The organism is Paenibacillus castaneae, from assembly GCF_002884445.1.
Taxonomy (GTDB): domain Bacteria; phylum Bacillota; class Bacilli; order Paenibacillales; family Paenibacillaceae; genus Pristimantibacillus; species Pristimantibacillus castaneae.
Genome location: NZ_KZ614144.1, coordinates 317262 through 338145 on the forward strand (window position 1 = coordinate 317262; position 20884 = coordinate 338145).

The 20884-nt window shown below is 43.9% G+C and carries 11 protein-coding genes; 8 read left to right on the forward strand and 3 right to left on the reverse strand.

Features of this window, described 5'->3' with window-relative positions; translation table 11 throughout:
* Positions 1 to 5 precede the first annotated feature (5 nt).
* Positions 6 to 2003 (reverse strand): beta-galactosidase, encoded by a 1998-nt coding sequence (locus CEF13_RS01460; RefSeq protein WP_166742882.1) that lies wholly within the window; start codon positions 2001 to 2003, stop codon positions 6 to 8.
* A 136-nt stretch (positions 2004 to 2139) separates the two neighbouring features.
* Between CEF13_RS01460 and CEF13_RS01465 the strand changes: the two genes are divergently transcribed.
* The gene (locus tag CEF13_RS01465) at positions 2140 to 3006 is read left to right on the forward strand and encodes a helix-turn-helix transcriptional regulator (RefSeq protein WP_102709088.1); all 867 of its coding nucleotides are present in this window, start codon (positions 2140 to 2142) and stop codon (positions 3004 to 3006) included.
* Positions 3007 to 3103: 97 nt separating this feature from the next.
* Here CEF13_RS01465 and CEF13_RS01470 read toward each other — a convergent pair whose 3' ends face one another.
* Complete coding sequence (locus tag CEF13_RS01470) at positions 3104 to 5353, reverse strand: helix-turn-helix domain-containing protein (protein ID WP_102709089.1); 2250 nt, start codon at positions 5351 to 5353, stop codon at positions 3104 to 3106.
* A 305-nt stretch (positions 5354 to 5658) separates the two neighbouring features.
* On the opposite strand from CEF13_RS01470, the gene CEF13_RS01475 reads away from it, so the two are divergent.
* From CEF13_RS01475 to CEF13_RS01495, 5 genes are all read left to right on the forward strand, one after another.
* Complete coding sequence (locus tag CEF13_RS01475) at positions 5659 to 6552, forward strand: ABC transporter permease (RefSeq protein WP_243864693.1); 894 nt, start codon at positions 5659 to 5661, stop codon at positions 6550 to 6552.
* Between the two features lie 16 nt (positions 6553 to 6568).
* Positions 6569 to 7465 (forward strand): carbohydrate ABC transporter permease, encoded by an 897-nt coding sequence (locus tag CEF13_RS01480; RefSeq protein WP_102709091.1) that lies wholly within the window; start codon positions 6569 to 6571, stop codon positions 7463 to 7465.
* An 85-nt stretch (positions 7466 to 7550) separates the two neighbouring features.
* Complete coding sequence (locus tag CEF13_RS01485; RefSeq protein ID WP_102709092.1) at positions 7551 to 9233, forward strand: type 2 periplasmic-binding domain-containing protein; 1683 nt, start codon at positions 7551 to 7553, stop codon at positions 9231 to 9233.
* A 102-nt stretch (positions 9234 to 9335) separates the two neighbouring features.
* Positions 9336 to 15653: an S-layer homology domain-containing protein gene (locus tag CEF13_RS01490; protein ID WP_102709093.1), complete on the forward strand. Its 6318-nt coding sequence runs from the start codon at positions 9336 to 9338 to the stop codon at positions 15651 to 15653.
* Between the two features lie 447 nt (positions 15654 to 16100).
* Positions 16101 to 17024, forward strand: coding sequence for a DnaJ domain-containing protein (locus CEF13_RS01495; RefSeq protein ID WP_166742881.1), 924 nt, complete (start codon positions 16101 to 16103; stop codon positions 17022 to 17024).
* Positions 17025 to 17240: 216 nt separating this feature from the next.
* On the opposite strand, the gene CEF13_RS01500 is transcribed toward CEF13_RS01495, so the two are convergent.
* Positions 17241 to 18218 (reverse strand): NAD(P)H-quinone oxidoreductase, encoded by a 978-nt coding sequence (locus CEF13_RS01500; RefSeq protein WP_102709095.1) that lies wholly within the window; start codon positions 18216 to 18218, stop codon positions 17241 to 17243.
* Positions 18219 to 18452: 234 nt separating this feature from the next.
* On the opposite strand from CEF13_RS01500, the gene CEF13_RS01505 reads away from it, so the two are divergent.
* The gene (locus CEF13_RS01505; RefSeq protein ID WP_102716142.1) at positions 18453 to 19841 is read left to right on the forward strand and encodes a cytochrome ubiquinol oxidase subunit I; all 1389 of its coding nucleotides are present in this window, start codon (positions 18453 to 18455) and stop codon (positions 19839 to 19841) included.
* A gap of 30 nt (positions 19842 to 19871) precedes the next feature.
* On the forward strand, positions 19872 to 20882 hold the full coding sequence (gene cydB, locus CEF13_RS01510; RefSeq protein WP_102709096.1) for a cytochrome d ubiquinol oxidase subunit II: 1011 nt from the start codon (positions 19872 to 19874) through the stop codon (positions 20880 to 20882).
* The last annotated feature ends 2 nt before the right edge of the window (positions 20883 to 20884 follow it).

Below are 20884 nucleotides of genomic sequence, written 5' to 3' on the forward strand. Positions count from 1 at the left end.
CATGACTAGTTGTTCCTATGTTTAACTAATATTTTTACGCCATAAGGCTTTAAGGATATGTGGTCACTTTCTTTCTCCGAGTTCCATATATCCGCCATCGGTCGGTTGATCGTCATTTCGGTCAGTTGACTTGAACCGTTCAACACAAAAATAAATGCTGTTCCATCTGCGCTTTGTCGCATCGTTACTTCTACATGATCTGGGGGCGCTATGCCAAGTAAAGGAGAAATACCAATTTCATTACAAATATAATGAAGGAAGTCTTTGTAGAAATCCTCTTCAGCAAATGTCGTTATGAACCAGGACTCGCCTTCACCGAAAGGCTGTACCGTTACAGCCGGATAGCCTTCAAACCATTGATCGGCAAAGGTACCGACGATATGGGCCATTTCGGTCTGAATGAGCTCATGCAGCATCTCGCATTGATACAAACGCTCCTGCCAGCGGAAATGGACAGGACTCTGTGGACCGGAAGTAGCCGTTTCCAACGTTTTTGAACCAAGCAATTGAATTATCCCGGGATGCAGTCGTTCCTTGTAGAAACAGGCATCCGAATTTTTAATGCCGCTCAAAGGATGAAATACGATTACGCCCCCGGCTGCTGTATATTGCTGAAGCTTTATAACCAGCTCATCATCGACGATGGGCAGCATCGGTACAAGGATCAGCTTATACTTAGCGAAGTCACCGCTTCTTCCGACAGCATCGCAGTTGAAGCCAAGCTTGCGAACACTATGGTACAGCTTATTGATATGTTGAATGTACAGTTTGTTATTTCCGGTCCAGTCGGAAGGAATCTCCACATGCCAACGGCTAGGGAAATCATAGAGCACAGCAATATCGCTTGCGACGTTAGAGCCGTCTATTACTGGCGCCAAGCGCTGCAGGCGTTCTCCAATAGCGCGGCATTCCTCGTACGTTCTAGTCGGCTTGCCGTCATAATCGGTTATAGCGCCATGATTTTGCTCGCAGCCAAAGGGGAATCTTTTCCACGGAAAATAGAAGACGCCGTCTGCTCCGTTCGCTATCGTATGGAGCGTAAGACGCTCGAGCTCCCCAGGTGCAGGGGAGTTGCTCTCCGCGCCTAAGATGGCATGGCTTTCATTGCGCAGTTCATAAACGTGGAAAGGTGCGTTCTTAAGGCTGCGATTCACTGCCAATCCTAGCTCCAAAGTACGGCAGCGATCTCCATAGGGAGGGTAATAGTTCGTCCCTGTAATATCCAGCTGCTTGGCCATCTCGTAATAATCGGTTCGGTTGTTCCACAGCATCTGATTGTTGGTCGTGATATACTGCGTACTATCATGCTGCTGTGAACGTACAGCTTCAGCAAGCAGTTGGACCGCTTCGACATTGCAATCACTGCGAAATTGACGCCATGCTTGAATAAATGCAGGATTGAAATCGGCCTTCGTTACGCGTGGAGTCGGAATTTTTTCGAAATGGTCATATTGTTGGCCCCAGAATACAGTGCCCCAGGCTGAATTGAGAGTCTCGATTTCGCGATATTTATTTTCCAGCCATTGACGCCATTTCTGGCTGCATACCGAACAGTGACAGTCAGGTTCGTCACCGATTTCATTATCAAGATGCCATCCAATAACGCCTTGATGTTTGCCGTAACGGGTTCCCATTGCAATTGCAAGCTGCTGCGCCTTCAAGCGGAGCAGAGGATGGTTGATGCAGAAGGAATAGCGGCTGGCATATTCCAGTTCATGCCCTTCTTGAGTTACAATCTTCATAGAAGAGTCTTTCTCTATAAGCCAAGCTGGAATGGTACGCATCGGGGGACACAGCACAAGGCGAATCGCATAGCGATCGGATAGCTGCAGAAATTCATCCAGCCAACTGAAATCAAATTTCCCCTCATGAGGCTCAAAAAGCTTCCAAGCAAATTCACCGATACGAAGAGCATTGATTCCGGCTTGCTGCATTAGGAGTAGATCTTCCTCCCAACGATGTGCTTCTCTATGTTCGGGATAATAACAAGCTCCATATAACATTTTGAATATACTCCTTAGTAACATATTTTATTTTATTACAATGATACATTATAACAAAGAAACAAGAAATCGGATTTTTTGAATTCCGATATAACGAATTGAAACACAATTAATTATTATAGGAAGAAAGTGAGATGTGGATGGAGCTATGGATATTCGTACCATTCGTTTTTTTCGGCCTCCCTATGTGCCGATGTCTATATATGTGCATACTGTCGGTTATAATGTTCAGAAGCAGATGGCTCGGCCGGATGGATTTTCTGCTTTTCAATTATTGTTTGTTCGTAACGGGCAGGGGCGAGTCCGGCTGCCTAATAAGGAGGAGTTCGACTTTGGGCCGATGCAGTATATCCTACTGCCGCCTGATTTGCCTCATGAATATTTCCCAACTTCTAGTGAGCCGTGGGAAGTAGGCTATGTATCCTTTCTGGGCACTAAGGTTGATGAGCTTCTGCAGCATTTCGGAATGGAGGCGCGCAAGCTGGAGAATGCCCCGGATATGGAGGGAGTGTGGCGTCTGCTGGATGAGATGTGGATGATTGGTGATATCAACGACACCGGTGCTGAATGGGAGGCTGTCCGTTTGCTATACAGCTTATTCTTGGATTTGAACCGGTTACGGTTTATTGAAACCGTAACCGAGGCTAATCCAAAGCCGAATGCTCCGAAGGACAGGGATGCAGGCAGTGAAGTGGCTGGGCAAGCTGCAAGCTATTTGAATGAGCATTTCAACGAGAATATTACGCTGTCGAATGTAGCCTCTATATTAGGATATACACATCAATACTTGAACCGTTTGTTTCGCAAAACGTACGGTGTGAGCATGCATCAATACGTTCAAAGGGTTAGATTGGACAAAGCGATTAAGCTTATGAAGGAGATAGAAAGCATTACAGTTAAAGAAGTTGCAAGCCTTGTTGGAATGGAAACGAGCTATTTCATCAGGCATTTTCGCAAGGTTAAAGGAATGACGCCCGATCAATATCGAAAAAATAGAGGTTGAACAAATCCTCAAATAGAAAGCCGCATGAACGATCGGTCAGGACTTGACCGATCACTCATGCGGCTTTTTTTAATCAAATAATGATCATATACCAAGCTTATTTGGTTCCTTTTCTGCTGAGCTCCCTGTAAGCCCCTGGTGTAATGCCTGTTGTTTGTTTGAATTTGCGGATAAAGCTGGATTGATTCAAATAACCGACGCTTTGTGCAATTTCCTGCACGTTCTTATCCGTATTCGTAAGATCACATTTCACTTTGGTCATTCTCAGATCATTGACATAGTCCGAGATATTGCGGTTAAACTGCGCTTTGAAAGAGTGGCTTAAATAAGAAACGGATATGTTTAAATAATCGGACATGCTTTGCAGGGAGAAGTGGCTCTCACAATAATGTTCTTCAATATATTGCTTCATTCTACCATTTTGTTTATTTTCTGCAAGGCCTTTATGATCAACGCTGACAAACAGTTCAGAACAGATCGCTTTAATGCGTATGGACAAATCATCTACTGAATCTTGTCTTGCTAAGGAGATAATGTCTAAATTTTTTATAATTTCCTCGTTGAGCTCGTAATTATTTTTGTAAATCGTATGAATAATGGCTTGGACCATATTATAGAAAATTAAACGTGCCGTAATTAGCGGTATGTTCTTTTCTTGTAGACTCTTAATAATTGCATCTAATAAAGTAGCAAAATTAACCGCATCACGTTCGGATATATACGCTTTCAAAAGCTCGACTTGCTGATGAGGATAATGGGAAATATAGTTCATGCTTTCTTCCATTTGTTGATAAGTGATAATGGTATGTTTACCCCGAATTGGCCAATAATCAATGGCGGAACAAGCCTGCAAATAGGACTTTGATATATCGGATATGGAAGAATGCCAGTTACCAATCCCAATTGTACAATGGATGCCGTAATTATTTTTGAAATTTTTCAGTAGCTCTGTGCACAATGACTCACATGCTCCCATTTGATCATTTTCATCGTTCAGAATGAGGAAAATTTGGTCCTCTGGGACATTTTCAAGTACAAAATAATGATACGAATGAGCAAAAGTCTCTTTAAAAGCAGTGTCAATCTGTTCTTCATCCAATTGCTTAATAGAATCGAACATGATAATGAGCACGGCATAGCTGGTACCGGAAATCGTTAAGCCATATTCTGCCCCTTTCAAGTTAAATTCCTCTTGGTCGGCGAAATAGCCTTTCAACAGCTGCTGAAGAAGCCGGAACCGCATCGTAACGGCTGCCGATTCCACCTTTTGCTCCAATACATTAATTTGTCTGCTCATATGATCCACAGCTGAATGAACAGTTTCGAGGCCTCCTAATGGGGTAGACAGCGTGCTTCCCGCAATACGCGTGGCCATTTTTGTAAGCTCATTCAAAGGTTTATAGTTCAAGTGCATAAAGAAATAAATTAGTAGAATACCAATGATGAACAAGAATAGAAACAACTCGATTGTGGACATTTTCAGTTGAGACAGCTTGCCTGTCACGATATCAGTAGGCATGAAGCTAATATAAGTCCAGCTTGTTTTATTGGATGTAATGCTTGATATGAAATAAGGCTTATCTTTAATGGTCGTTTTCAAAGCAAACTGATTTCTATGCTGACGCAGCTGTTGAAGATCAACCGAATTGATTTCTAAGTCTCCCAGCATTGTAATGGGATTGAACTCGTTATCAAGAATTAGGATGCTGCTCTTATTCGATATCAGTGTTTCTTTCACCATATTGTAGATAGCGCTTTCACGAATGAGATAGAATACAGCTCCACTTGGCTGTTCACTTGAGTATGGCAGAGGCGCAACATATGTAATATAGCGTTCTGAGCTATTGTTCATATGAATATATTCCGCGGGTCTAACAAATCCTTTACGGCTCATTATCACTTGATTCTTCAACTGCTCTAAGCTCCAGTTATCGTATTTGTAAATGGATTTAGAGAAGTACTGAGGGCTGTAGGTACCTTGTGGTGAATAAATCAGGTCGCGATCAAAGTAATAAATAAAGAAATTGCTGTAGAAGTTATTTGGAATACTGAAATTTTCGAGCAGCTTGGTCGCTTGAACGACATTAAGGAAGCTGTCTTCTTCGAGATGTGATTTAGAGAAGTAAGGGTTGTTGGATATTTGAATGGAAAGCTTAATCATTTCTTCTACTCTTAAATCTATGGCGTTTTTGGATTGTTCCAATAACCGTGAATTATGCGAATTGATTTCCTTTCTTAACACATCGTTAAAATTATGAAAAGCGTAAAATGCCAATATGAGCAGTGGAATAAAAAACAGTACGGTGTAGGAAGTAACATATCTAGTAAATAGTTTTGACTTTAACATAGAACTCCCTCTCTTATGATGTAATGTCCGAATTGCAGGTTAACTATAGCGCAATTTTTATTGAATATCAATTTAAATACGCATTTTTGTGGTGAAATCAAATCTTGCATATTGCCTCAAATTCTGCATATTAGAGCCAAAAAGCGCTGTCTAACGAGGATTTTTCATTCGGCTGTTCAAATTTTGCACATGTATAGAAATTATGTTCATTTACATCGGATTGTATAAAACATATGCTCGGAACGTGGTTGAGACAGACAGCTTTATTAAAGAGGAGTGAGGGTTGGTTGGTTGTGAAGAGAACAATGAAACAATTACTACGAAATTATCAGCTGTACATCTTTCTATTCCCGATGGTCGCATACTTTGTTATCTTTCGATATTTCCCAATGTATGGCGTACAAATCGCATTTAAAGACTTCTATCCGCTAAAAGGCATTTGGGATAGCTCTTGGGTAGGCTTTGAGCATTTCCAAAGGTTCTTCCGATCATCAGAAATTTTGATGGTTATTAAAAACACGCTGCTGCTGAATTTGTTCAGCTTGATATTCGGGTTTCCAGTTCCGATTATTCTAGCCCTAATGATCAATCAAGTGCTGCGAATGAAATTTAAAAAGCTTGTTCAGACCGTTATTTATGCACCGCATTTCATTTCGACAGTCGTAATCGTTGGTATGGTTTCGTTGTTCCTTTCACCTCGTAGCGGTGTGGTCAACTCCATCATCAAGTCATTAGGGCTGGATCCGGTATTTTTTATGGCAAGACCAGAATTTTTCAAAGCTATCTATATTATTTCGGAAATTTGGCAGCATGCTGGGTGGGGAACTATTATTTACCTTGCAGCACTCGCATCAATCAGTCCAGAATTACATGAATCGGCAGTTGTGGACGGCGCTTCTAAATGGCAGCGTGTCTGGTATATCGACATTCCTGGGATTATGGCAACTGCGGTTATTCTACTCATTCTAGAATCAGGCAGAATGCTTTCACTAGGCTTTGAGAAAGTGTATTTGATGCAAAATAATTTAAATCGAAGTGCATCTGAAGTCATTTCAACTTATGTATATAAGGTAGGTATTCAACAGGCTGATTTCAGTTATGCAACAGCAATAGGATTGTTTGAAGCCGTTATCTGTCTAATAGTCCTAATGTCGGTAAATATGCTGGCCAAGAAAGCAACCAATACTTCGTTATGGTAAATCAAAAAGTAGGTGAATGTATATGAACGTAAAAGCTAGAAGCAGATCTGATATTTTATTCGATATTTTCAATTACGGGCTGCTAACGATTGTTCTTCTAATTGTTTTGTATCCGCTTTATTTCGTGGTCATAGCTTCATTCAGCAATCCGACGCTAGTTAATTCAGGGCAGGTTACACTCATTCCTAAAGGCATTAACTTTGAAGGCTATGTCCGAATTTTTAATGACAAAATGATATTGACGGGGTATGGCAACTCATTACTGTATACGGCGCTTGGCACTTTGATTAGTGTTGCAATTACGATCCCGGGTGCTTACGCCTTGTCGAGACGGGAGTTAGCCGGCAGGAACCTAGTGATGTATATGATTGTATTTACGATGTTTTTTAATGGAGGATTGATTCCCACCTTTATCCTGGTGAAAAATCTAGGCTTGTACAATTCATTCTGGTCGTTAATTTTGCCTGTAGCTGTCATTCCGTGGAACCTCATTATAGCGAGAACGTTCTTCCAAACGTCGATTCCTGATGAATTAAGAGAAGCGGCGCAAATAGATGGGTGTAATGAATTCAGATTCTTCTTTAGAATCGCGCTTCCGCTTTCGTCTGCGCTGATAGCCATTATGGTGTTGTTCTACGCGGTCGGCTATTGGAATACGTACTTCAGCGCTTTGATTTATTTGAAGGATGAGACACTGTATCCGCTGCAATTGGTACTGCGGAACATCCTGATCGCGAATACGATTTCTCCTGATATGATGGAAAACGTCGAGCAAGCCAGCAAGCAGTTGGAGATAGCTTCATTGATCCAATACGGTGTTATCATCGTAGCTGCTTTTCCTCTGCTCATTCTCTATCCGTTCTTACAACGATACTTTGTTAAAGGTGTCTTAGTCGGTTCAATTAAAGGGTAACATACTGCTTGGATGTTAACAGGCATGCCTGTTCAGCATAAATGAATTACATTCATCACTGAAATACAAAAAGGGAGGGTTTTAAATGAAGGGGAAAAAGGTGTTTAAAACAGTAATGGCGGGAGTAATCTCACTAGCATTGCTGGCTGGTTGTTCAGCTAAGAACAATTCAGTTGTTCAGAATGCAGGGAACACGAATGCAGGGAAAGGATCAGACGACAGTGAAATGATCGGCAATATGTATGTGAAAGGCTTGCCGATTGTGAAGGACAAGGTGACTTTGAAAATGATTGGTATTCAAGGTCCGACTACAGCGAACTTTGCAGATATGCCGTTCTTCAAAGAGCTGGAGGAGAAAACAAATGTTCATATCGAATGGGAGCTATATCAACAATCCAGCTATCCCGATAAGAAAAACATTCTGCTAGCTTCGGATGAAGTGCCCGATGCTTTCTTTGGACCGGAAGCGTTTTCAATTGAGGATGCCAATAAATTTGGCCCTCAAGGAACGGTAATTCCACTTAACGATTTAATTGAGAAATATGCGCCAAATTACAAAGAGGCGATGAATAAACAGCCGCTGTTGTCTGGTATGAGCACGGCATCCGACGGTAAAAAATATACGATGGGTACGGTTATTGAGCAAGTTCAACGTAACTATCCTGGGATTCTTTATATTAATAAACAATGGTTAAGCAATTTGGGTCTTGAAGTGCCTACAACGCTGGACGAGTACTATAACGTTCTGAAGGCTTTCAAAGAACAAGATCCAAACGGAGACGGCAATAAAAATGATGAAATTCCTTACACATTCCTTAACTTCAATCACATTACAGGATATGGCCAATTCTTCGGTGCATTCGGACGAGTTGACGTGCATAACAGTGGTGGAAATGCGGTGGATCATTTCGTCATAGGCGATGATGGCAAATTAGTGTTTACAGCGGACAAGCCTGAATATAAAGAAGCGATTTCATATTTGAGCAAATTCTTTAAAGAAGGATTGTTCGACCAAGAAGGCTTCACGCAAGATCCGAAGCAGTTTGATGCGAAGATGAAGGATCCGAAAGGTATTGTGGGATCATTCTACGCTTGGTCTTCACAAGCTGTATCGCCTGAAACAGCTGATCAATATGTAGCTATTAATCCATTCAAAGGACCGAGTGGCGAAGAGCCGGTCGTTATGAAGAGAAACAACAATATTAACGTTCGCGGCAACGGATTTGCTATTACACACAAAAACAAAAACCCTGAAATTACAATGAGATGGGTTGATGAGTTCTATAACCAATTGACAAGCATTGAATCCCAATACGGTCCAGTCGGAATTGGCCTGATTGATAAAGGCGACGGAACATTTGACTTCAATACAAAGGATGTTCCAGAAGGCATCACCTTTATGGAATTATGGCACCAAAATGCGCCGTTCGATCAATCGCCGAAATTTATTACTGCTGATATGTTGGGCACGGTTGTACCAATAACAGCAGCAGATGAAGAAAAAGCAGATAACATTAATAAATTTTATCTGAATGCGAAGCAAAACAACACATTGCCGGTTATGAACTTCACGCCGGACGAAATCAAGACGAATACAACTGAAGGTTTGGATATCGGAAACTATGTAAAAGATACCCAAACCAAATGGCTGCTTAACGGCGGTATTGATGCTGAATGGGATGCTTATGTTAACAAATTAAAGCAACTTAAGCTGGATCAATTCGTTGCCTCTATGCAAGGTGCTTACGATCGAGTTGCAAGTAAATAAGAAGTAGTGGAGCATGCAGCCGCATTCAGAGATTGAAATGTTATGCGGCTGTAATTCTAATGAGATCATCTTTGTATAAACCAATTCGAGAGGTGAGCATAATTGAAAGCATCGGTTAGAAAAAGAATTTCGATACTGTTGACATTTATGTTAATGGTTCAGATTATGGGAAGCCTTTTCTTTATTTCTGATAAAGTGGAAGCGTTCTCATATCGGTATGATGAAGCCGCTGGAAAATATTATGTAGACGTTCCGCTAGCAGGGGCAGACTTTAACAGCTCTGACAATTTCAATATTAAGCTAAGAGGGGCTAGTGATGAAACAGAGCCTATGCATACGTTCTTCGTAGATAAAGGTGAAGCCATAAGCACAGGCTTTACTACAGCACATACGACTAGTGTAACGGAGAGCGTGTACGAGGGAGACGGCAGCCTCTATCTCGGAGACGGGGTAACGGGACCTTTTAATTTGAATTACAAGGTTGATGGTTTAGAAATAGGAGCGACTTATCAATTGAGCGTTATGATGAAGCGGGTTCCGGGAGTTCCGACTAACGGTGGATCGCTATCTGTCAAAAACTATGATACGGCGAATTTCACTTCTGCCGGCGGCTCGGTGTCTGTTCCTTTCAACAACGTAACAGACAAATGGGTGCAATATACGTTAACCTTCGTACCAACCTACCCCCATGCCAAAATTAATTTCTGGGGATCTGCGAATAAGAGTCAAGTCTTAATCGATCATATGCGGCTCGAGAAGGTTCTCGACTCGGAGCCTGTGCCTGCTGCTCCACCAGTAACGGGAGATGACGACAATAATTATATTCTAGGCATTGATGAGACGATGGAATACAATATCAACAATACGGGCTGGAAGGATTACAATCCTTATGCGAAGCCTGATCTGCTCGGTGATTGCGTTGTTCAAGTCCGAGTCAGGGCAACCGATAAGTCGCCTGCCGGATATGAAGCTACACTTGTCTTCACGTCAAATACGGATGCTTACTACTATGATACTGCAATTGGGAAATGGATAGTTAAAGTGCCGCTGATCGGCGCGGATTTCGACAATCCCGATGATAGCAATATTATTGCATGGGGTGGCAGTGATGATACGGCACCAATGAATACGTTTTTTGTGAATAAAGGCAACGCAATAAGCGGCGGCTTTACTACAGCATACATTACAGCTGCGCTTGAGCAGGTGTCCTCCGGTAACGGAAGCTTGCATTTCGGTGATGGCATTTCGTTTCCGATTAATCTGAACTATAAAGTGGATGGTCTTAAGACGGAGGCCACTTACCGCTTGAGAGTCAAGATGAAAGTAGCTCCAGGTGCAACGGCCACTGCTGGATCATTGTCTGTCAAAAGCTTTGATACACCAAATTATACGACAAATGGCAAATCTGTTTCGGCCTCTTTCTCAGGATTGACAAATGATTGGAAAGATTATGAATTAACCTTTGTACCTACCTATCCTCAAGCTAAAATTAATTTCTGGGCTAATAACGCATTGCCGCAAGTGTTAGTCGATCAATTAACACTGGAGCAGATTTCCGATACGAAGCCAGAGCCTCCCGTAGACCCTGAAGTGCCATCACAGTTTTTGGTAGTGAATGGGCATTTCGAGGCGGGTGCCGACATGGTATCTACAGATGCTGCAGTCAAAAACCAATTTTTCAGCAAGTATAACAATTTTGAAATCGTAACTGCAGAGAAATATACAGGTGCCCATTCCCTGTTTGTAGGCAAGAATAGTGCATCGCAGGAAACGATTGGATACGAAAAAACAGATTTGAAGCCCAGCACCAAATACCGGGTACGTTTCGCTGCCAAGGTTAGGGGCGATAACCAGACTTTATCGTTCCGAATCTCCGGCTATAAAAACGGTATTCCCGGCGATAAGAAAAATATTATGAATTACATTGAGCATACGATGATTCGAAATACGAATTGGTCGGTATTCTATTATGATTTCGAGACAAGCGCGGATGCTTCGATGGCGTATATCGATTTCAGCACGGCCAAGGGCAGCAGCGCCTATATTGACGACGTGAACATAGAGGAGAAAGGCCTAGCTGATCCGATTCTGACCGAGCCTGTACTCTCACGCGGCAGTAAGCTATTCATTAAGAATGGCTTGCAATTTCAAGCATGGGTGCCAACAGATGAAGCGTATGAGCTGAAGAAATGGATGAAATACCCTTCGGCCAACAATATTAAGGATTTGGGCTTAACAGCCGTTCAATACAATGACGCGCCTAACTATAATAGCGATCTGCATGAGCAGAATCCGGACTTGAAGTGGGGAGTCGCTTTCGGGCCTAATGCCAATCATTTATCATCTACCTATTTCGACAGCGATACGATCTATAAACATGACCGCGGCAAGACTGGCGCTCCTACTGAAGAGCAGAAGGCTAATGGATATTTGAAGCCGGAGCAGCTGGCGAATGTAGACAATTTCCTGAATATCGGGATTGGTGATGAGGAGGATTACTCCGATACACTGACTCAAATTTTGAAGGATTGGTTCGATTTATCGAAGGAGAAATATCCGAATGTGCTCGTCCATCATAACGAAGTAGGCAATACGCCGACTACTGAGATGAGCTTAATCTCGACATTCAACAAAGATATGCTTCGCAAGTATGTTAGAACGTCCAAGCCGGACTTCATAACCTATGATATGTATTACTTCCGTGAGAATAGACAAGCACAAGAAGTTGGCGGAACCGTTATTCCATTCTATGATGACTTGAACCGTTACCGGATTATTGCATCAGAGGGCTATGACGGAACAGGACTGTCGCCTATACCTTTCGGCAACTATATTCAAGCATGGAGAACAGGTCCTGGAGCAGCAGCGTACGAGAGAAGAGGAGACGGCTGGTATGAAATGACGGAATCACAAGTCTATCTTAGCGCATTCGCCAATTGGACATTCGGAGCCAAATGGATGAGCATCTTCCGCTGGATCAAGGATACACCAGGGTATTTGTTTAGCGACTATAGGCTTGATGAAGATGGAAATTCAATGCCCTATCATATTTATGACCAATTTAAAGAAATGATTAGACAAAGTAAAAATCTTGGCGAGCATTTAGTGCATATCAATAACAGCGATGTACTTATCGTTCCTGGTCAGCATATGGCAAACGGAACAGCTGTGAAGAACAGTAGACCTGCAGATAATAAGGAATGGACCTCCTCATTAGATGAGGCTTATATCCGAAATATTGGGGTTACTAATATTGGACCTAATAACGATGGGTTGAACGGCGATGTATTTATCTCGTATTTCAATCCACTGCCGGGTATCGATACGACGCAATTTTTCACTTCTACCGCACCTAAATATTTTATGGTGTTAAATGGATTGACAAGCGGCAATGGCCTTCCGGGAGAAGAACAAAAGGGATCAAGCTATGAGACACGTCAGGAAGTAAAGCTTACGTTTGATTTAAGCAGCGGCATTGATCCTCAGAAATTAAGAAAAGTTAGCCGCAATACAGGCGAGATTGTTGAGGTTCCGCTTGTAAACAAAGGCAATGGACAATATGAAATGACCGTTGTTCTTGGCGGCGGTATGGCCGACCTGTATTTCTGGGAGCTTGGAAGTCTAAATGTCGACAACAGCAAGCCAGTAGGCACAGAATCTGTTGATGTTAGACTTACAGGAGATCCTGTCTATGCGAATGATCGTGAAATTAGAGATTTGAGCGGACAAACGGTATCTATCGGCTGGATCAAAGACACATACAGCCCGATTCCAGAGCCATTGAAAAACATTGGCTTCTCCTATTCGAAGGATGCGAACGGGAAATTAGAGACCATGCTTGGTGGTAATATCGGAGCGTATTTCTCACGCTTCTACGAGCAGACGTTATGGAATCGAAGGGTGGAACGAATCCAAACAGAAAGCAATGTGCAGATCCAATTCATGCCTGACATCGATTGGTCGAAAGATCAATTAACAGACAACATAAATAAAGTGAAAGCAGGGCAAACTGTCTCTGGCATGCCAGATATTCTGATTATTCCGGATGAATGGGCAAAGACGGGATTAATCAAGGATAAGAACATATTGCCGGCAAGTCAATTTAGTGAATTTGACTTCAATGACCGCAAATGGAACAAAGCTTATGTGGCAATGTCTTCATTTGATCAAAATATTTATGGTCTATACGCGGGGCCGACGATGAACAGCATAGGGTTATTTGCCAATAAAGCACTGCAATCATCCATAGGTGTATCCGAGGATCTGATGGCGCTGCAGCAGAGCAATAACTGGGACTGGAACAAACTTAAAGAAATTGCGAATAAATTCAAAGGTTCACCCTTTGCTGGAAGCAAGTATTTGTTTGCAGATACCGATGAATTGTTCAAACAAATGGTGTACTCCAACAATGCTGCAAAAGGAACATTAAATGGTTCTATCCAAGCTGAATTTTCTTTGGACTCTTCTAGTTTTCAAGAAGCAAGCCAATTATACAGCGAATGGTATGAGGCGGGGTTAATTGTCACGAAACCGGATGGCGCAGCTGATGATTGGTATATTGAACAATTTAGCAAAGGAAACATCTTGTTCATGGCGATGCCATATAATGAAACGGCCGATAAGCTGAAGGCAGCGGATAAGCTTCAGGATGCGACGATTGAAATGCGGGATGGCAGTTTCTTGGGTCAAGCGATGAAAATTCCGGTCATTGTGGATGTCAACGATGTTCCCATTCCTGCAGGACAATTCTCGATGCCAAGCGCTAATTGGGTATTCCTGATGTTCCCTAAAGGTCCGAATGCTGAGGGCTACAAAGCAATGATCGAAGATCCGGCATATCCGGTCATCCTGTCCTCTTCAGCACATCCTGAGGCGGCAGCATACGTATGGAATCAATTAAGCGAGGAATTTACCGGTGTGGACTATAATCGCTTCTTGAAAAAGTATTTGAATCAGAGATCTGCGGATTTGAATACGCTGCAAAGGATTGGATTGAAAGAGGGCGTCTGGGACACGTATGGCGGAACAGGAGCTTGGAATGACGTGATCAAAGCAGAGCTAATGCCTGCATTGCAAAACGGCACATGGAATGAAGCTCAGCTCACTCATTTAAGCCAGCTTGCAAGCGAGTATGCTCAAGCTAATATGACGGGGCAGAATAATACACCTGATCCAGATCCTAAACCGGATCCAAAACCAGACCCTAAACCAGATCCAAAACCAGACCCAGGTGCAGAACCGGATACTAGTATGGATCCATCAATACCTGGTGGAGGTGGCATTGTTGAAGGCAATACCAATACTCCGAACCCAAATGCTGCAGTTACGGTAACTCCTGACCAAATTAATAGCGTAAACGGGAGAGCTGTTATTTCCTTACCGGCTATGACGGCGGAAGTATTACTGCCAATCGATACTGTACAGCGTCTTGGTCAGAACAAACTTGAAGTTCATACAGGCGATGTATCGCTCGTATTGCCATCAGAAGTTATTAAACAATTGACTAGCCTGATAAATTCGGATGAGCTTAAGGATAGCGTCATTTCCTTGCAAATCATACCGTTGTCAGACTCGCAAGCGAAGCTGGCGATTGATAGAGGAGAATTATCCGCGCATGCATCTATTAAACTTGCGGGAGCTATATTCGATTTCCATCTTTCGATTACAGGCGCTAACAAGAAGTCGTCTGTCATCATCCATAAATTCGATCAGCCGATTACATTAAGAATGAAAGCTGGGTCCCAAGCAAATCCAGAGCTGGCAGCTATCTATTTTATTTCAGACAGTGGAGAACTGGAGTACATGGGGGGCAAATACAACAACGAAGAATGGGTAACAGATATCAGCCACTTCAGTCAGTATGCTATACTCGAAGTGGAGAAAACGTTCACTGATGTACCGGCTAATCATTGGGCTGCTCATGTCATTCGAGAGTTGTCATCGAAGCTGATTATTAATGGTGCGAGCGCAACAGAGTTTGCACCTGAACGGAAGCTGACACGTGCGGAGTTTACTGCGATGTTGGTCAGATCGCTTAAACTTACAGATAAAGCGAGCGTATCCTACGTGGATGTGAAGACAAGTGATTGGTATGCTGAAGCCATCTCGATCGGTGTGAAGGCGGGTATTGTCAAAGGCAAGAGTACCTCCATCTTTGCGCCAAATGCAAACATTACCCGTGAGGAAATGGTTGTTATGATGATGAGAGCCTATCAGATTAGGAATGAAGCATATTCAACACTAGAAGCTAATGATACATTTACAGATGCAAAAAGAGTTTCGGCCTGGGCGATTGAGCAAGTAGATGCAGCCGCAGGATTAGGCCTCATTCAAGGACGTCCGAACGGTGCGTTCGATCCTCAAGGCATTACAACTAGAGCAGAAGCGGCAAAAGTGATTTATAATTTGCTTAATCATTAAGCGATGTTTACCTCCTTCACGCTGTTTTGATAACTAATGGTGTAATAGAGCTAGAAACTAGCTCTATTACAATAAATAAGCTTGCTTTTAGCGAAATAGAGCTAGAAATTAGCTCTATATCCAGGAAAACTAACTGATATGAGCTCGTCTAAAGTTAGATGAACGAAATAGAGCTAGAAACTAGCTCTATACCACAAAATTCAGCTTCCTTTTGGAGAAATAGAGCTAAAAACTAGCTCTATCTCCAAGTGCGAGCTCATACGAAGAATGCCTTATAGAAAGGGCTGTCCAAAAAGTCATAAACCTTGAGGGTAACCTCGGGTTTGTCACCTTTTGAGACAGCCTTTTTTAGTGTTTCACAGCAGAAGTTGCCGGAATACTCGGATAATATTGGATATGTTGCGGATAATAACAGTGCTGCAAGGTGATTCGCTAGGGGGAATAAGGATGGCTGTGAAAAACCACTATAACGTGCTTGGTGTCACTAAAGGAGCATCTCAGCAGGAGATAAAGAAGGCTTATCAGAAGCTTGCCAAGAAGTGGCATCCCGATGTGAATAAATCGCCCGAGGCGGAAGCGAAATTTAAAGAGATGGCAGAGGCATATGATGTGTTGAGCCATGACGATAAACGAGAGGCTTATGAGGAGGAAGCGCGTTACGACTCGATGCGTCGAAATTCCTCAAGGCAAAGGCAATCTCCAAATGGGCAACAGTCGTTTAGGCGCAGCTCAAGCAGAAGCGACGGGGCCAGAGGTGGACTGAATGAAGACGATTTGTTTGGTATGTTCTTCCGAGGTGCTGGAGAGGAGTATGAAGGCTTTAATTTTAACGGTGGAGGAAACATCGCTCAGGTTCAGCTTGAAATTATGCTGGAGCAGGCTTGGAAGGGCGATAGGGTCCGGGTAAATATTAGCGGCAAGGAAATAGCAGTCACTATTCCGGAAGGTTCTACTGATGGTTCGGTCATCCGTCTGCGAGGCGGAGGGGAAAACAAGCTGTCACAAGGTGAAGAGCTGTTGTTGACTCTTAAAATCGCACCTCATGCTTATTATGCGATAGAGGATGGCAATTTGCTTGGCATATTACAGATTGCACCTTGGCAGGCTGTGCTTGGTGGGGAGGCGGAGGCTCGTTTGCCGGATGGCAGCACGTTGAAACTGAAGATTCCTGCAGGCCTATCAGCGGGCAAGCAGCTGCGAATTCCGGGTAAGGGATTGAAGCGAGCGGACGGATCAAAAGGAGACATTTTGTTTGAATTAGAACTGGCGGTGAACGAGCGACCTAGCGCGGAGGAGAAGGATCTATACCGTAAGCTGGCAGACACAAGCTCGTTCCGTGCGTCTATGAAGTCGCGAGGTACAGAAACTTAACGCCAATATGCCTCTACACCATAAAGTGAAGCTCAGCCGCTTATTATACAAATCAGAACGGCTGGCTTGCTATCTCATAAAGATGATTGAATTGACATTGGATTACGGTAAACCGGAGGCAATTCGTTCTATCCAGCTTAGTGGTTTCAACTAGTTTCATATAGTGATGTGAAAAGAGAATAAGGCTGAACGACTTCACTCGTTCAGCCAAATGAATTACGATTGTACACGCAAAATAATTTTACCGATATTTTTGTTTTGTTCCATTAAAGCGTGCGCTTCATTCGCCTCTTCCCAGTCCCAAACAGAGTCAACAATGGGTTTCAGCCGCCCATCCTCGAATCGTGGCGCTGCGAACTCTGAGAAGCTTCTGGTCAGATCGATTTTCTGGTCGACTGATTGAGAGCGGAGCGCGGTACCGATGACTTGGATTCTTTTGAAGAGAAATGGCCCCAGGTCTACATTCTGAATCTTAGAACCTCCCATCGTTCCGATGAGAATCAGCCTCCCGTCTATATCAAGCGAAGCTATATTCTGCTCCCAGTAGGATGCGCCGATGAAGTCAAGAATAAGGTTAACACCCTTGCCGTCTGTGGCTTCCTTCAATTTATCAACAAACGACCCCGCCTTGTAGTCAATGGCAATATCAGCACCGAGTGAAAGACAAAATTCCCTTTTATCTTGGCTGCCTGCTGTAACGATAACCCGTGCTTTCGCTTCTTTCGCAAGCTGAATTGCCGCCGTACCGACTCCGCTCGCGCCTGCGTGGATCAGTACCGTCTGTCCTTCTTTCAGGCCGCCGAGGCGAAACATATTTAAGTATGCCGTTAAGTAAACCTCGGGAATAGCAGCAGCCTCCTCGAAGGAAAAAGCATCCGGTATCCGCATCGCCATACCAGCCGGAATCGCAGCATATTGTGCATAACCGCCTCCTGGCAGCAAAGCATGAACACGATCTCCTATTTTCCAATCCTTGACGCTTGTTCCAACCTCCTCAACGACACCGCTCATCTCCAGACCTAGAATCGGCGAGGCGCCTATCGGAGGCGGATAATGCCCACGTTTCTGAAGAAGGTCGGCGCGATTAAGCGCGGTTGCCTTTACCTTGACGAGCAGCTCGTTTTCCGAACAATTCGGTTTAGGCGCATCACCTATGTACAATTTGGTATCCTGACTCACAAGCACTGCTTTCATACGAAGCCCTCCTTTTTCTAAAGCTAGTCACAACTCATTTATGAGCTATTCATTTGTATTAAACAGGAAATGGATACTTGCTTCTCTCTCATTCTACAGCTTCTGTAGAGCGGAGAGGGTGTTTTTTATTTTGTCACAAAAATGGTGAAAGATCACGTTCAGCGTGTGCGGAATATCACAGAATTGCAGTCCTATCCGGATTTATACTTAATCCGAATGAAAGGAGCTGTTACTGTGGAAGCATTAGATTTGGCTAGATGGCAGTTTGGCATTACAACTGTATATCATTTTCTATTCGTACCGTTGTCCGTAGGTTTAGCATACTTGATCGCCTTCATGCAGACGATGTACGTGACTAAGAACGATGAAAAGTATAAGCAGCTGGCGAAATTTTGGGGACGATTGTTTCTGTTGAATTTTGCGGTTGGCGTCGTTACAGGCATTATGCAGGAGTTCCAGTTCGGCATGAACTGGGCAGATTATTCTCGCTTCGTTGGGGCTGTGTTTGGCGGTCCGCTTGCCGTCGAGGCATTGGTATCCTTTTTCTTGGAATCGACGTTTCTCGGCATATGGATTTTTGGTTGGGATCGTTTGTCCAAAAAAATGCATCTCGCATCCATCTGGCTCGTCGCAATTGCGGCGACACTATCGGCGCTCTGGATTCTAAGCGCCAACTCGTTCATGCAGGAGCCAGTGGGCTACGAGATCGTGAATGGACGCGCGGAGATGACCAGCTTCTTCGCTTTGCTTGGGAACAAGCAGCTTTGGGTAGAGTTCCCGCACGTTATTTACGGGGCACTTGCCACTGGGGCGCTGTTTGTAACGGGAATTAGTGCTTACAAGATTGTTCGCAAGCAGCAGGTAGACCTGTTCAAAACTTCATTTTCAATTGGAATCGTAGTAGCGCTTATCTCAAGTATTCTAACAGCTACGGCTGGACATACACAGTCGCAGCATCTGATGTCCTCGCAGCCGATGAAGATGGCAGCCGCTGAAGCGCTCTGGAATACGAGCGGAGAAAGCGCGCCGTGGACGGTTATTGCTTCTATTGATCCAGAGGCGCAAAAGAATGGATTCCAAATTGAAATTCCATACGCGCTAAGTATTCTGAGCTATAACAAGCTTACCGGCAGCGTTCCCGGCATTCTGGAGCTGCAGGCGCAATACGAGCAATTATATGGACCGGGTGATTATATCCCGCCGGTACGGACGACCTTCTGGAGCTTCCGGATCATGGTCGGATCAGGCATGCTTATGATTTTGCTCGCTCTCTTCGGTACATGGGCCATGATTCGCAAGCGTCTGGAGCAGTATCGAACTTTTTTGAAGCTTATGATTGCAGCTATTGCACTTCCTTTTATTGCGAATTCATCAGGCTGGATTATGACCGAGGTTGGGCGGCAGCCTTGGATTGTGTTTGGTTTGCAAAAAACGGAGGAAGGCGTTTCCCCGCTAGTTTCGTCTGGAATGGTGGCGACCAGCCTGATCGGCTTCACGATCATTTACGGCGTTCTAGCAGCAGTATTCATCTATTTGGTTGTGCATTATACGCGCAAGGGTGTCGAAACGGACGAAGCGCATGACATCTCGAGTAGTGAGAAAATTCATACCACGGCAATTTGATGCCGAATTTATAGGCGGGAGGCAAGGGCTATGCTGGAATCCTTGTGGTTTTATTTGATTGCTACGCTGTTTGTCGGATTTTTCTTTCTGGAAGGCTTTGATTTCGGCGTCGGTATGCTGACACCTTTCCTGGGAAAATCAGATACACAGCGCAGAGTGCTGATTAATACGATTGGACCGTTCTGGGACGGCAATGAAGTATGGCTGATCACAGCGGGGGGGGCTATGTTCGCAGCCTTTCCGAACTGGTACGCTACGCTGTTCAGCGGATTTTATATGGCGTTGTTTCTTATGCTGGTGGCGCTTATCGGACGAGGGGTCTCCTTCGAGTTCCGCAGCAAGCTGGACAATCCGAAGTGGCGCACCACATGGGACTGGATCATTTTCTTCGGCAGTCTGCTGCCGCCGCTGCTTTGGGGCGTTGCACTAGCGAATCTGATGCGGGGTGTACCTATAGACCAAAATATGAACTACGTCGGTTCATTTTGGGATCTGATTTCATTTTATTCGGTGATGGCGGGCGTCAGCATTGTGCTCTTGTTCCTGCTTCACGGTGCGTTGTTTCTCTCCCTGAAGACGGAAGGAGAGCTGCGTGACAGAGTACGAGCTTTGGCACTCCGAATTGGGCCGCTCACCAGCGCGGTGCTGCTTATATTCGTCGTATTAAGCTATTTTGAGACGGATATGTTCACGGGCAAAGGTATTAATCCGGGTTCAGTGCCTATTCTGGCAGGCTTTGCTTTGCTGTCTGTTCACTTCTTCCTCAAGGCAGGACGTGATGGGTGGGCGTTCATTATGACAGGAGCGACGATCACGCTGTCTACGATTACAGTGTTTATGTGCTTGTATCCGAATGTGATGATCTCATCGCTAAATCCAGAATGGTCGCTGACGATTTATAATGCCTCGTCCAACGCCTATACGCTCAAAGTGATGACTATCGTCGCCCTTACTATGGTGCCGATCGTTATCGCATATCAAGCTTGGAATTATTGGGTGTTCCGCAAGCGGGTCAGCATGAACGACCATCTGGATTATTAGGA